The organism is Synechococcus sp. A15-44 (genome assembly GCF_014280115.1).
Lineage (GTDB): Bacteria > Cyanobacteriota > Cyanobacteriia > PCC-6307 > Cyanobiaceae > Parasynechococcus.
This window is the reverse complement of record NZ_CP047938.1, coordinates 845,445-857,963: the sequence shown is the minus strand read 5'-3', so window position 1 is coordinate 857,963 and position 12,519 is coordinate 845,445. Positions and strand designations below refer to the sequence as shown.

The window sequence follows — 12,519 nt, the reverse complement described above, 5'->3', positions numbered from 1 at the left end:
ACGCGCGAGAACTGAACGACGCTCAGTAACGAAGTAACGAAGGTTCCTGATCAGAACTGCTCGAGGAAGCGCAGATCGCTGGTGTACAGCCGCCGGATGTCGTCAATGCCATGGCGCACCATGCAGAAGCGCTCCACCCCAAGGCCCGCGGCGAAACCGCTGTAGCGCTCGGGATCGAGGCCCAGCCCTTCCAACACGGCAGGATCCACCATGCCGCAGCCCATCACCTCAAGCCAGCGGCCGCGCCACTGAACATCCACCTCGGCGGAGGGCTCGGTGAAGGGGAAATAACTGGCCCGGAAGCGCACCGGCAGATCACCGAAGAAGGCCTTGAGGAAGGCCATCACCGTGCCGCGCAGGTGGCTGAAATCGAGGCCTTCATCAATGGCCAGCACCTCCACCTGGTGGAACACCGGCGAGTGGGTGGCATCAACGGCATCACGGCGATAGACCCGACCGGGAGCCACGATCCGCACCGGAGGCGGGTTCTCTTCGAGGTGACGGATCTGCACCGGGGAGGTGTGGGTCCGCATCAGCAGGTCACCACCCAAATAGAAGGTGTCCTGCATGTCCCGGGCCGGATGGTCCTCGGGGATGTTCAGCGCAGTGAAGTTGTAGTGGTCCCGTTCCACCTCAGGCCCCTCGGCCACGCTGTAGCCGAGGCCCAGGAACAGATCGACGATCTCTTCAGTGGTGGTGATCAGGGGATGGCGATGCCCCATCGGCACCCCGGAAGCCGGGGCGGTGACATCGAGGCTTTCCCTGGCGATGCGCTCCGCCATGGCCGCCTGCTTCACGGCCTGCAGCCGCTCTCCCAACAGCGACTGCACCTGCGTTTTCAGCACGTTGGCGCGCTGACCCACAAGGGGACGCTCCTGACCGGGCAACTTGCCCATGGCCCCCAGCACGCCAGAGATGCGGCCCTTCTTGCCCAGCAGCCCAACCCGCAGTTGCTCCAGCGCAGCGGCATCGGCCGCCTCGGCGATCTCCGCCGCGGCCTGCTGCTCGAGGGCATCGAGTTGATCGGTGAGCTGCTGCAGGGTGACCGGTGCGCTCACAGGGATGGAACAGACAGCTGCCGACTGTAAGCAGCCGTGCCGCTTAGGTTTACCTGAGTGCAAATGACCCCATGGCCCCGCTGCGGATCCTGATCAGCAATGACGATGGGGTCTTCGCCGACGGCATCCGAACCCTGGCCGCCGCAGCGGCAGCCCGCGGCCATCAGGTGACGGTGGTCTGCCCGGATCAGGAACGGTCGGCCACAGGCCATGGCCTCACCCTGCAGACCCCCATCCGCGCCGAGCGGGCCGATGAACTGTTCGCCCCAGGGGTCACCGCCTGGGCCTGCAGTGGCACCCCCGCCGACTGCATGAAGCTGGCCCTGTTCGAACTGGTGAAGGAGAAGCCAGACCTGGTGCTCTCCGGCATCAATCACGGCCCCAACCTGGGAACAGATGTGTTTTGCTCCGGCACCGTTGCCGCGGCGATGGAAGGCACCCTTGAGGGCATTCGTTCCCTGGCGGTGAGCAGCGCCTGCTTCCAGTGGCGTCAGTTCCAGGCGGCCGCCGATCTTGCCCTGGAGGTGAGTGAACAGGCCATCGTCGACCAGTGGCCCGACAACCTGCTGCTCAACCTCAACATCCCCCCCTGTGCCCGGGAGGAGATGGGAGCACTGCGCTGGACCCGTCTCTCGATCCGGCGCTACGACGAGCAATTCAGCCGTCGGGAAGACCCCCGTGGCCGCGCCTACTACTGGCTGGCCGGAGAAGCCGTGCAGGATCTGGAATCAGCCGGAGAAGGCCCAAGGGATTGGCCCAGTGATGTGGCCCAGATCCACGCCAATTCCCCCTCACTCACACCGATCCAGCCCGACCTGTTCTGGCGGGGCCCCCTCAGCGGACTGCCGCAGCTCAAGCTCAAGGATCAACTGGTGCGATAAACCCGCTGCAGCAACCAGAGGGAGAACAACACCCCGATCAGGTGGGCGAACAGCACCTGGGTGTTGCTGAGCACAGACAGCATTTCCAGGGAGGTGATCGCCAGGTTGTCGGCCATGCCACGGCCGCCGATGGCAATGCCGGGAGTCTGCATCGAGGCCTGCACGAACAGGCTGCCGGCGAGGGCCTGATAGCCGATGGTGGCGAAGGTGAGGCCCAGGAGATCCGCCAACAGCCCCCGTTTGATCAGCCGCGCCACCTCGCCCCGACTGGGACGGGCCGCACTATCGATCGCCCGACCGGTCCGCACGATCAGCCAACCCTGCCAGAGGCTGAACAGCAGCACGAGAAAGGCCAGGGACGTGAGCGACAAGCCAGGCCCCAGGCCCACAGCACGTTCGGAATTTCGAGCCAGGCTGCCGCCGATGTTGTTGAACAGCAGAACGCCCACCACAACGATGCCGAGGACCACCTGGATCCAGAACCGGATCCATCCCATCCGACGCACGCCGAACGACAACTTCTGGAAATCGAGGCGGTCTGGCATGCCCTGGTGCTCTGTCGTTCAAACTTGCCACCAAAGCGCACCTTCTGCACCTCCTTGATCCCGCTCTGTTCTCCAGAGGAGGCCCGTCGGCCCACTGCCCTGGCGCTGGGAAGCTTCGATGGCCTGCATGCCGGCCACCGCCGCGTGATCGCCGAGGCCATTCAGGACAGCCCGAAGGAGGCCGTTACCTCGGTGGTGAGCTTCTGGCCCCATCCCCGTGAGGTGCTGTTCGGGGAGGCACGCCTGAGGCTAGATCTACCCAGCGAAAAACTCGCTCTGCTCGAACCCCTGGGGATCCAGCAGCTCGTGCTGGTGCCCTTCACCCGCGAGCTCGCTCAGCTGAGTGCCGAAGACTTCGTCAGCAGCGTGCTGCTGAACACACTTCAAGCCAGGCGCATTGCCGTGGGCACCAACTTCCGCTTCGGTCATCAGCGGCGCGGTGACGCCGAGATGCTGGAACGGCTGGCGGCTCGCAACGGCGTTGAGGTGAAGGTGGTGCCGATCGTTGAAGACCAAGGGGGTCGGATGAGCAGCAGCCGCATCCGCGCGGCTCTCGATCAAGGGGATCTAGCGACCGCCAAAGCCTTGCTGGGCCGGGCCTACCGCTTTCAGGGACGGGTGGTGCGGGGCCGAGGCCTGGGCCGTGAACTGGGCTGGCCCACCGCCAATCTCCAGGTGGATGGCCGTAAGGCCTTGCCAGGGCTTGGCGTCTACGCCGCCTGGGCCCAACTGGATGGGGATGGCGATCGGCTGCCAGCCGTGATGAACCTCGGGCCCCAACCCACGATCGATCCCACATCTCCCTCCGCCGTGGAGGTGCACCTTCTGGATCAGAGCCTGGAACTGGAAGGCCGGCAGCTGGGCGTGGAGCCGGTGCAGCGCTTGCGCGGCCAGACCAAATTCAGCGGCCTCGAGGAGCTCAGCAGCCAGATCGGCCGCGACGCAGGCCAGGCCCGCGAGATTCTTCAGACCGGCTCTCAGGCCACGGTCGGATAGGCATTCACCAGCCCCCAGACGATGAACACGCCGATGCCACCGAGAAGGACGATTCCCCAGACCAGAACGTGCATGGTGCTCTCAGAACCACCGTTCTCCATGACCGACGCCGAAACCGTTGCCCACAGGGTGCCATGAATCCAACCCCAAGCGAGGCATCCCTGGATCCACGGGTGGCACGCCTGATCGACGCCAACCTCGACCGTGCCCGGGAAGGCCTGAGGGTGGTTGAGGACTGGTGCCGCTTCGGGCTGGAGCAACAGGATCTGGTGGTGCGCCTCAAGGACTGGCGTCAACGCCTGGGTCGACTCCATCACGACAGCTACAAGCAGGCCCGCTCCACCAGCACCGACACCGGCGCCGGACTGGAGCATCCGGCCCAACTCGATCGCCACAGCCCCGACCACGTGGTGGCGGCCAACTGCGCCCGGGTGCAGGAGGCGTTGCGGGTGCTGGAGGAGTACGGCCGCTCCATCGATCCTGCGCTGGCCGCTGAAGCCGCAGCGATCCGCTACGGGCTTTACGACCTGGAGGTGACCTGCCTCAACGCCACCCTGGGAGCACGGCGACGCAACAAACTCAAGGACGCTCGCCTTTGCCTGATCACAACCCCCTGCGATGACCTGAGCGATCGGGTGGAGGCCGCCCTGCGGAACGGCGTGGGGATGGTGCAGTACCGCTGCAAAGCGGGGAACGACCGCGAACGCCTGCGGGAAGCTCAGCAGCTCAGGCAGCTCTGCAACCGCTTCGGGGCGCTGTTGTTCATCAATGACCGTGTGGACCTGGCCCTGGCGGTGGATGCGGATGGGGTGCACCTGGGCCAGGACGACATGCCCAGCGAGGTGGCCCGCGATCTGTTGGGCGTTGATCGTCTGCTGGGCCGCAGCACCCACAGCATCGATCAGGTTCATCAGGCTCAGCAGGAGCCAATCGACTATCTCGGATTTGGCCCGATCCATTGCACGGCCGTCAAACCCGAGCGGAAGCCTGTTGGTGTGGAGCTCCTGGCGCAGGCCACTGCGATCAGCCAACGCCCCGTCTTCGCCATCGGTGGAATCACCTCGGCCAACCTGCCGGCCCTGCTCACGGCAGGTGGCCAGCGCGCGGCCGTGATCGGCGCGATCATGCACGCAGATGACAGCGGTCTGGCCACTCGGCACCTGCTCCAGCAGCTGGACCACGCCACGTTCTGAGCCATGCCTCTCAACCTGATGGTCAACGGTGAAACCCGCGTACTGGATCCAGCACCGGATCCCGCCAGCCTGGCGGCGGTTGTTGCCTTGCTGGCCAACAACCCCCAGCTGGTGGTGGCCGAGCACAACGGTGTGATCGCACCCCGCAGCCGCTGGGACAGCATCGTGGTGAAGGATGACGACACCCTTGAGATCGTCACCATTGTTGGTGGTGGTTCCTAGAGTCGCCGGATCAATGCTGTGGGCGCTGCTGTGGCCACTCCCCGACTGTTGACTCGATCCCGACGACTGCTCGCATCGCTCCTGTTGCCGCTGGTGATTGTGGGGCTCTGCCTGTTCCAGGCACAGCCGGCTGATGCCGCCCGCGGTGGGCGCATGGGAGGGGGCAGTTTCCGCGCTCCTTCGATGCCGCGATCCGGTGGGAGTTACCGGGGTGGCAGCTACGGCGGTGGCTACCGCGGCGGCGGGATGGGCTTCCCCTTCCTCATCCCCATCTTCGGCTTCGGTGGGGGCGGGCTGTTTGGTCTGCTGATCCTGATGGCGGTCGCAGGCGTGCTGGTGAACGCCCTTCGTGGCGTTGGCAATGCCCCCTCGATCGGTGGTGCTGCTGCAGCGCCGGCCATGCCGCGCAACGTGAACATGATTCAGGTGCAGGTGGGCCTGCTGGCCAGCGCCAAATCCCTGCAGGACGATCTGCGCTCCTTGGCCGCCTCTTCGGACACCAGCAGTTCCGCTGGTCTGCAAAGACTGCTGCAGGAGACAACCTTGGCCCTGCTGCGCCAACCGGACCTCTGGGTTTACGCCAATGCCGAGAGCGGCAGTGTTCCCTTCAGTTCGGCTGAATCGACGTTCAATCGCCTCTCGATGAACGAGCGCAGCAAGCTGGACGCTGAGCTCACCAGCAACGTCGGCGGACAGCGGACCACGGACACGAGCAACAGCACTGGAGACGCTGATGCCACCAATGAATTTATCGTTGTGACCTTGCTGGTGGCCTCCACGGCATCGGCCAAGCTCGCAGGAGCCGACACCGGAGAAGATCTGCGCCAGACCCTGCGCATTCTTGGTTCCACAGCCTCCAGTGAACTCATGGCCCTCGAAGTGATCTGGCAACCGGAAGGTCGCGGAGATGTGCTGAGCGCCAACGACCTGGTGACGGCTTACCCCAACCTCCAACACCTCTGAGATGCCAGAGCCATTCGTGGCTCATCTACAGGTTTTCTGAGTATTTCTCCCCAGCAATCAGGCCTAGCTTGACTTGATCCGATTGCGCACCTCCAGCGTTGGCTCCCGACCCCCGCTCAATGCAATGGCAACAGGACGGTGAGCTGGCGCGGGCTGATCTCGATGCTCTTGTGCATGCGCTTCAGCAGGTGGAGTGCGATCACAACAGTGCTGAGCTGCAGCGTCTCGGCCAGATCGATCCTCCGCTGCGGCTTGAAGCCTCAGCTTGAAGCACCCGGGGCACAGCCCCTGAGCATCCGCAATGCAGCCATGGCTGCACCGTAGCCGTTGTCGATATTCACCACCGTCAAGCCTGGGGCACAGCTGGCGAGCATACCTTCCAAAGCGGTTCGTCCCCCTGCGCTGATTCCATAGCCAACCGAAACCGGGACGCCGATCACCGGTTGCGGCACCAGACCAGCCAGCACCGTCGGCAACGCACCCTCCATTCCCGCGCAGGCGATCAGGATCCGCGCCGTGGCCAGACGGGGCAGTTGATCCAGCAAGCGGTGCAATCCAGCCACCCCCACATCCACCACAGGATCCACGCCGATGCCGTGGCAACGCAGGGCCAAGCTGACCTCCGCCACCACCGTGCGATCACTGCTGCCTCCACTGAGCACCGCCACCGCAGCCGGTGACGCAGGCACAGGAGGCAGTGCACCCAGGGTGAGGCAGCGAGCGTCGGCATGCAGCTCCACCGCCGGCAACGCCTCACACACCCGAGCCGCCTTTTCGGGATCCACCCGGGTCACCAGACCCAGTTCTCCTGCTGCGGCAAAGCTTTCAAGGATGGCGATGATCTGATCGGCTGTCTTGTGTTCCCCCCACACGGCCTCGACCATGCCCAAGCGCTGGCGGCGCCGCAGATCGAGGCGAGCATCCGGCGTGGTCACTGCGGCAACAGTTCCCCTTCAAACACCAGCGGGAACGGGTTGCCCTGGCGCTGTCCTGTTTGCTCGCGGGCCAAGGTCTCGAAGCGCTCCTGAACCGTCTGCACCTCGGCCATGGAGATCGATTTCCATGCCTGACGACTGCTCCAACGAATCAGCAACGTTCCCTCTTCGGTGGCCGGATCCCAGAACAGATCACGGCCCAGAAAACCTGGCTGTTGCTTCAGCCAAGGCTCCCAGCTGCCGCGTTCCGCCGCCATCCACTGCTCACGGCTCTCCCGGGGGACCTGCAGCCGCAGGTGCTCCACCACAGCCACCACGTCAGCACGTGTCGGGTCGGACTCTGCCCGAACCTCTGTCTCCGAAAGCCCGCCCAACAACAGAACCAGCGCCAAACAAGGTGCAATGACCCTAAGCAGAACAGACCTGAGGCGATGCACGGTTCAGCTCCGCTGCAGCAGGGCCACAGCCTGGCAACTGATGCCCTCTTCCCGTCCCTCCGGACCCAAGCCTTCGTTGGTGGTGGCCTTCACACCCACGGCATCGGGGGCAATGCCGATCGCTGACGCCATCCGGCTGCTCATCTCCGCAATATGCGGCTTGAGCTTGGGGCGCTCGGCAATCACCACCGCATCGATGTTCACCACCGACCAGCCGCGCTCCTTCACCAGCTTCACCACCTGATCCAGCAGCTTCAAGCTGTCGGCCCCTTTCCATTGGGGATCGGTGGGGGGGAAGTACTTGCCGATATCACCGAGGGCGAGGGCCCCGAGCAGCGCATCCATCACCGCATGCACCAGCACATCGGCATCGCTGTGGCCATCCAGGCCAAGACCATCGGGATGGTCCAGGGTCACACCCCCGACGATGAGGGCCCGTCCGGGCACCAGCCGATGGATGTCGTATCCGGTGCCGATGCGCAGCTCCATGCCGGGATCTGAAGGGTCATCCATTGTCGCGGTCTGCCAGCGGGCAAACAGATGCAGTCTCGAGCAGAAAATTCATCATCCAGCTTGATCTAGCCATCTCTCGGAAAACGTGCAGGAGCAACACTGCTTTCATCCCAGCAGAGAAAGGGCGATCAACGCCAGATGGCACTGCCCTATTGCTGCAACAAGTGAGTCACAACGAGAATGGAACCTAACAACTCAGGAATTTCCAGATATTGAACGGAGAAAACGTGATCACTGACCTACGAGCCAAGTGATTGCCTCAAGAGCGATGGATGCCAGAGCAATAGCTAAGGTAGCAACATGAGCCAGCAGTTAAAGCCACGGATTTAGGCGGTGCCCACAAAAACCTATGAACAAAAAATCAACAACTGCATGACCCTCTTCCCCTCAACAACTTGGGATCATGTCAATCAAATAAATAAGCACTTAGAAACCTCTTAGAAATGTTGACATCGAGGACAAAAGCGTCTATAAATGAAATAATCTACTCACAGTATCAGCGGAGCAGAGTAAAATGACAAGTAGCTCTAGGGACTTATTCCAAGTATATTCTGTTCCAACAGGACGACGCACACAATACACTTTTGAGGACGGTGAATTCATAACCATTGCTTCGAGACGAGGCAGAGCCATAAGCTCGAGAACATCAAGACATTGGGATATTGAGCTAGCAACAAGAACGGATGATGGCTACGCCCTTTTAGCTCACGGAACCTCATCAAGAAGAGAAGGACAATATCGGATATTTTTTACCAATCAAAATGGAGAAATCACGAACAGATCTCAATGGTTAACGAGAGAAGAATCAATCAGCACACTTTTTATCGAACAAAATGTCATCGCTGACGCCGACGACAATGGAATAGTGGATGGCAGCGAACAATTTGCATATCAGATTTATAGCGATGGGCAGGGGATTACAATTACCGACAGGAGAGGGAGAACTTTTAATGATGCCAGCAATAGACAATGGGATGTCATCGCCGCTGGCAAAGTTAATGATGGCTTTGCAGTTCTGAGATCAGGAACCAGCAACAGGAGATCAGGCCAATATCGACTCTGGTTTACCACTCCTGAAGGAAGAATACATTCAGGAACAGGCTGGGAATCAGGAGACTTTTATCAGCAACAAGGCTATGAATCGATTTTCAATATAGACCTTAACAATGACGGACAAATTGAAGACCCCTCCGAACCTCCAAGTGAGAATGATGGCGAGGCATCAATTCTAATTACTGGTGATACTCAACAAGGTGGAATCCTCTCAGTTCAGTTGGAGGCAGACGACCCAGACGGAAATGGTGACCTTGGATCACAATCCCCACTTTGGGAGAATTCAACTGATAATGGCCAGAACTGGAGCTCACTTGGCTCTTCAGAAACACTAACAGTTATCCCAGGCATCGCCGGCTCATTAATTAGAGCAAGGCTAAGCTATGTCGATGGAGATGGATTTACTGAAACAATTTTTTCAGACCCGGTCAGTCTTCCTGCCCTTCCGCCAGAAACTAACGACGACTTTGGCGACACTCCCAGCACAAGCGGTCTTCTGGGCATTGAAAGTACGGCAAACGGGACACTGGAAGAAGCTGGAGATCGCGATTGGTTCGAAGTTAATCTAACAACAGGCGGTATCTACAACTTTGCAGTTATCGGCCAAAGCCTTAGTGATCCCTACTTGAGGCTTTACAACAACAGTGGCGCACTAATAGACTTCAATGACGATCACAATGGCACTCTTAATAGCGCAATTAATGACTTCCTAGCGCCGTCCACTGGCAAATATTTCTTGGGGGTTGGCGCCTACAATGATGCAGGAACAGGCACAATGGCACTCTTAATAGCGCAATTAATGACTTCCTAGCGCCGTCCACTGGCAAATATTTCTTGGGGGTTGGCGCCTACAATGATGCAGGAACAGGCAGCTATTTAGTAACTGCTAATAAATTAGAGCCAATCATCAATGATGGAGAGGCATCGATTCTAATTACTGGTGATACTGAACAAGAGGGAATCCTCTCAGTTCAGTTGGAGGCAGACGACCCAGACGGAAATGGTGACCTTGGATCACAATCCCCACTTTGGGAGAATTCAACTGATAATGGCCAGAACTGGAGCTCACTTGGCTCTTCAGAAACACTAACAGTTATCCCAGGCATCGCCGGCTCATTAATTAGAGCAAGGCTAAGCTATGTCGATGGAGATGGATTTACTGAAACAATTTTTTCAGACCCGGTCAGTCTTCCTGCCCTTCCGCCAGAAACTAACGACGACTTTGGCGACACTCCCAGCACAAGCGGTCTTCTGGGCATTGAAAGTACGGCAAACGGGACACTGGAAGAAGCTGGAGATCGCGATTGGTTCGAAGTTAATCTAACAACAGGCGGTATCTACAACTTTGCAGTTATCGGCCAAAGCCTTAGTGATCCCTACTTGAGGCTTTACAACAACAGTGGCGCACTAATAGACTTCAATGACGATCACAATGGCACTCTTAATAGCGCAATTAATGACTTCCTAGCGCCGTCCACTGGCAAATATTTCTTGGGGGTTGGCGCCTACAATGATGCAGGAACAGGCACAATGGCACTCTTAATAGCGCAATCAATGACTTCCTAGCGCCGTCCACTGGCAAATATTTCTTGGGGGTTGGCGCCTACAATGATGCAGGAACAGGCAGCTATTTAGTAACTGCTAATAAATTAGAGCCAATCATCAATGATGGAGAGGCATCGATTCTAATTACTGGTGATACTGAACAAGAGGGAATCCTCTCAGTTCAGTTGGAGGCAGACGACCCAGACGGAAATGGTGACCTTGGATCACAATCCCCACTTTGGGAGAATTCAACTGATAATGGCCAGAACTGGAGCTCACTTGGCTCTTCAGAAACACTAACAGTTATCCCAGGCATCGCCGGGTCATCAATTAGAGCAAGGCTAAGCTATGTCGATGGAGATGGATTTACTGAAACAATTTTTTCAGACCCGGTCAGTCTTCCTGCCCTTCCGCCAGAAACTAACGACGACTTTGGCGACACTCCCAGCACAAGCGGTCTTCTGGGCATTGAAAGTACGGCAAACGGGACACTGGAAGAAGCTGGAGATCGCGATTGGTTCGAAGTTAATCTAACAACAGGCGGTATCTACAACTTTGCAGTTATCGGCCAAAGCCTTAGTGATCCCTACTTGAGGCTTTACAACAACAGTGGCGCACTAATAGACTTCAATGACGATCACAATGGCACTCTTAATAGCGCAATTAATGACTTCCTAGCGCCGTCCACTGGCAAATATTTCTTGGGGGTTGGCGCCTACAATGATGCAGGAACAGGTAGTTACTCAATATCTGCTAGTGAAACAGGAGTGTACCCACCGGGCTATAGCCCCCAAAATGGCTATGGACAAATCAACATTCAAGCAGCATTCGAAGAAATACTTGGAATTACCCTTGATTCAGTTGCAGATTTGGGAGGCAATCTATGGTCACTAGACAATATTTATGCACCTGAAGTCTGGACTCCAAGTGGCGGATTTTCGGGTGCCACAGGTAATGGAACTGTAGTTGCTGTTGTCGATACGGGAGTTGACCTCGACCACCCAGAATTCTCCGGAAGAATTGTTCAAGGATACGATTTTGTCAGTAATGACTCAGTCGCCGATGATGGCAATGGCCATGGCACACATGTAGCCGGCACAATTGCAGGAGCCAATGACGGCTTTGGCATAACTGGCGTCGCTTTCGATGCACAAATTATGCCCATCCGAGTGCTAAATGATAATGGCTCAGGGACTACGATTGACGTTATCAATGGAATAACTTGGGCAGCAGAGAATGGGGCCAATGTAATTAACTTATCTCTTGGAGGTGGTGGATATAGTCAAGCAATGAATGATGCCATTGCAAATGCCACAAGACTCGGCTCGGTGGTTGTTATGGCAGCAGGTAATTCCGGTGGATCAAGCCCCGATTATCCTGCAGCTCATGCCGTTAGCTATGGATTAGCTGTTGGGGCTGTGGATCAAAGTGGAGAGATGGCTTATTTTTCAAATCTAGCTGGAGACACAGCACTGGATTATGTAACTGCTCCAGGTGTCAACATCTATTCTACAATTCCAGATAACAACTACGATTCATACAATGGAACTTCAATGGCTACGCCTCACGTAGCAGGCGCAGCAGCATTGCTGATTGGGCATGATTCAAATCTATCGGCTGAAACCATTGAGGATTTACTAACAGGTACTGCTAGTAACAATGACACAAGCGCTTCCTCCGGATCTCAAGATCCTCTTAATTCAAGCAACTACGACGCATTAACGAACTACTCAAGATATTTGACTTCGGATACGATTGGCTCCTTTAGTTGTGACGATTTAACAGGAACTTGGATTGGACGCCTTTCCTGCAATAGTCCATCGTCCAGCTCGTGGGGAGACGAATATGCCATCAATTCGCACAGCTTTGGCTGGGAACAGTTAACCAACAACTTGTTCACATTTGAATTGAATTCTGCAACTGAAAGCCACTCCTTGATTTCAGAGCTTCTTAATTCAAATCAATTTGATTACTTTGAAGCCGATCAAGTTTGGGGCATTACATAAATTCCTAGAACTTGACATGCAACATCGCCAATAATTTTTTTAGCTCAGCCGTACACACCACTAAGTCAACTCTGGCGACAAGTCAGCCGCAATCAGGATCAGAAGCCGGCATCAACCAATGTTAAGCGTTATGCCGCCAAATTAGAGCATCAACGAGTCGCAATTGAGCGCC

Annotated in this window: 14 protein-coding genes; 9 read left to right on the top strand and 5 right to left on the bottom strand. The window is 57.6% G+C overall.

Features of this window, described 5'->3' with window-relative positions:
- Positions 1-50 precede the first annotated feature (50 nt).
- Positions 51-1,058 (bottom strand): phenylalanine--tRNA ligase subunit alpha, encoded by a 1,008-nt coding sequence (pheS, locus tag SynA1544_RS04710; RefSeq protein WP_186495688.1) that lies wholly within the window; start codon positions 1,056-1,058, stop codon positions 51-53.
- A gap of 71 nt (positions 1,059-1,129) precedes the next feature.
- Between pheS and surE the strand changes: the two genes are divergently transcribed.
- Positions 1,130-1,939, top strand: coding sequence for a 5'/3'-nucleotidase SurE (gene surE, locus SynA1544_RS04705; RefSeq protein ID WP_186515000.1), 810 nt, complete (start codon positions 1,130-1,132; stop codon positions 1,937-1,939).
- Here surE and SynA1544_RS04700 read toward each other — a convergent pair.
- The gene (locus tag SynA1544_RS04700; protein WP_006849623.1) at positions 1,924-2,484 is read right to left on the bottom strand and encodes a DUF3611 family protein; all 561 of its coding nucleotides are present in this window, start codon (positions 2,482-2,484) and stop codon (positions 1,924-1,926) included. The two genes, surE and SynA1544_RS04700, sit on opposite strands and share 16 nt — an antisense overlap.
- Positions 2,485-2,538: 54 nt before the next feature.
- On the opposite strand from SynA1544_RS04700, the gene SynA1544_RS04695 reads away from it, so the two are divergent.
- The 5 genes from SynA1544_RS04695 to SynA1544_RS04675 all read left to right on the top strand — a co-directional run bounded on the left by SynA1544_RS04695 (position 2,539) and on the right by SynA1544_RS04675 (position 6,127).
- Positions 2,539-3,480, top strand: coding sequence for a bifunctional riboflavin kinase/FAD synthetase (locus SynA1544_RS04695; protein ID WP_186515460.1), 942 nt, complete (start codon positions 2,539-2,541; stop codon positions 3,478-3,480).
- A 134-nt stretch (positions 3,481-3,614) separates the two neighbouring features.
- Positions 3,615-4,673 carry a thiamine phosphate synthase gene (locus SynA1544_RS04690; protein ID WP_186514999.1) on the top strand — a complete coding sequence of 353 codons (1,059 nt, stop codon included), beginning with the start codon at positions 3,615-3,617 and terminating at the stop codon, positions 4,671-4,673.
- A 3-nt stretch (positions 4,674-4,676) separates the two neighbouring features.
- Positions 4,677-4,895 carry a sulfur carrier protein ThiS gene (gene thiS, locus SynA1544_RS04685; RefSeq protein ID WP_186514998.1) on the top strand — a complete coding sequence of 73 codons (219 nt, stop codon included), beginning with the start codon at positions 4,677-4,679 and terminating at the stop codon, positions 4,893-4,895.
- Between the two features lie 18 nt (positions 4,896-4,913).
- Positions 4,914-5,858, top strand: a complete 945-nt coding sequence (locus SynA1544_RS04680; RefSeq protein WP_186514997.1) for a DUF1517 domain-containing protein — start codon at positions 4,914-4,916, stop codon at positions 5,856-5,858.
- 98 nt (positions 5,859-5,956) lie between these two features.
- On the top strand, positions 5,957-6,127 hold the full coding sequence (locus tag SynA1544_RS04675) for a hypothetical protein (protein ID WP_186515621.1): 171 nt from the start codon (positions 5,957-5,959) through the stop codon (positions 6,125-6,127).
- Here SynA1544_RS04675 and larB read toward each other — a convergent pair.
- The 3 genes from larB to ispF are packed head-to-tail and all read right to left on the bottom strand — an operon-like array spanning position 6,119 to position 7,719.
- Positions 6,119-6,793: a nickel pincer cofactor biosynthesis protein LarB gene (larB, locus tag SynA1544_RS04670; protein WP_186514996.1), complete on the bottom strand. Its 675-nt coding sequence runs from the start codon at positions 6,791-6,793 to the stop codon at positions 6,119-6,121. The two genes, SynA1544_RS04675 and larB, sit on opposite strands and share 9 nt — an antisense overlap.
- Positions 6,790-7,185 (bottom strand): TIGR03792 family protein, encoded by a 396-nt coding sequence (locus SynA1544_RS04665; RefSeq protein WP_255477723.1) that lies wholly within the window; start codon positions 7,183-7,185, stop codon positions 6,790-6,792. The genes larB and SynA1544_RS04665 overlap by 4 nt, the downstream gene beginning before the upstream one ends.
- Positions 7,186-7,233: 48 nt before the next feature.
- A complete protein-coding gene (ispF, locus tag SynA1544_RS04660; protein ID WP_186515459.1) occupies positions 7,234-7,719 on the bottom strand; it encodes a 2-C-methyl-D-erythritol 2,4-cyclodiphosphate synthase in 486 nt (161 codons plus the stop codon).
- 538 nt (positions 7,720-8,257) lie between these two features.
- Here ispF and SynA1544_RS04655 point away from each other — a divergent pair.
- Genes SynA1544_RS04655 through SynA1544_RS04645 form a run of 3 tightly spaced genes read left to right on the top strand, consistent with a single transcriptional unit; the run spans position 8,258 to position 12,347 of the window.
- Positions 8,258-9,607, top strand: a complete 1,350-nt coding sequence (locus tag SynA1544_RS04655; RefSeq protein ID WP_186514994.1) for a pre-peptidase C-terminal domain-containing protein — start codon at positions 8,258-8,260, stop codon at positions 9,605-9,607.
- 23 nt (positions 9,608-9,630) lie between these two features.
- The gene (locus SynA1544_RS04650; protein ID WP_186514993.1) at positions 9,631-10,362 is read left to right on the top strand and encodes a pre-peptidase C-terminal domain-containing protein; all 732 of its coding nucleotides are present in this window, start codon (positions 9,631-9,633) and stop codon (positions 10,360-10,362) included.
- A 23-nt stretch (positions 10,363-10,385) separates the two neighbouring features.
- A complete protein-coding gene (locus SynA1544_RS04645; RefSeq protein WP_186514992.1) occupies positions 10,386-12,347 on the top strand; it encodes a S8 family peptidase in 1,962 nt (653 codons plus the stop codon).
- The last annotated feature ends 172 nt before the right edge of the window (positions 12,348-12,519 follow it).

What these genes read in the sequence shown, in the direction of transcription:
- surE (WP_186515000.1), top strand. Translation starts at nt 1,130, where the DNA reads ATGGCCCCGCTGCGGATCCTGATCAGCAATGACGATGGGGTCTTCGCC.
- SynA1544_RS04700 (WP_006849623.1), bottom strand. Translation starts at nt 2,484, where the DNA reads ATGCCAGACCGCCTCGATTTCCAGAAGTTGTCGTTCGGCGTGCGTCGG.
- SynA1544_RS04690 (WP_186514999.1), top strand. Translation starts at nt 3,615, where the DNA reads ATGAATCCAACCCCAAGCGAGGCATCCCTGGATCCACGGGTGGCACGC.
- thiS (WP_186514998.1), top strand. Translation starts at nt 4,677, where the DNA reads ATGCCTCTCAACCTGATGGTCAACGGTGAAACCCGCGTACTGGATCCA.
- ispF (WP_186515459.1), bottom strand. Translation starts at nt 7,719, where the DNA reads ATGGAGCTGCGCATCGGCACCGGATACGACATCCATCGGCTGGTGCCC.
- SynA1544_RS04655 (WP_186514994.1), top strand. Translation starts at nt 8,258, where the DNA reads ATGACAAGTAGCTCTAGGGACTTATTCCAAGTATATTCTGTTCCAACA.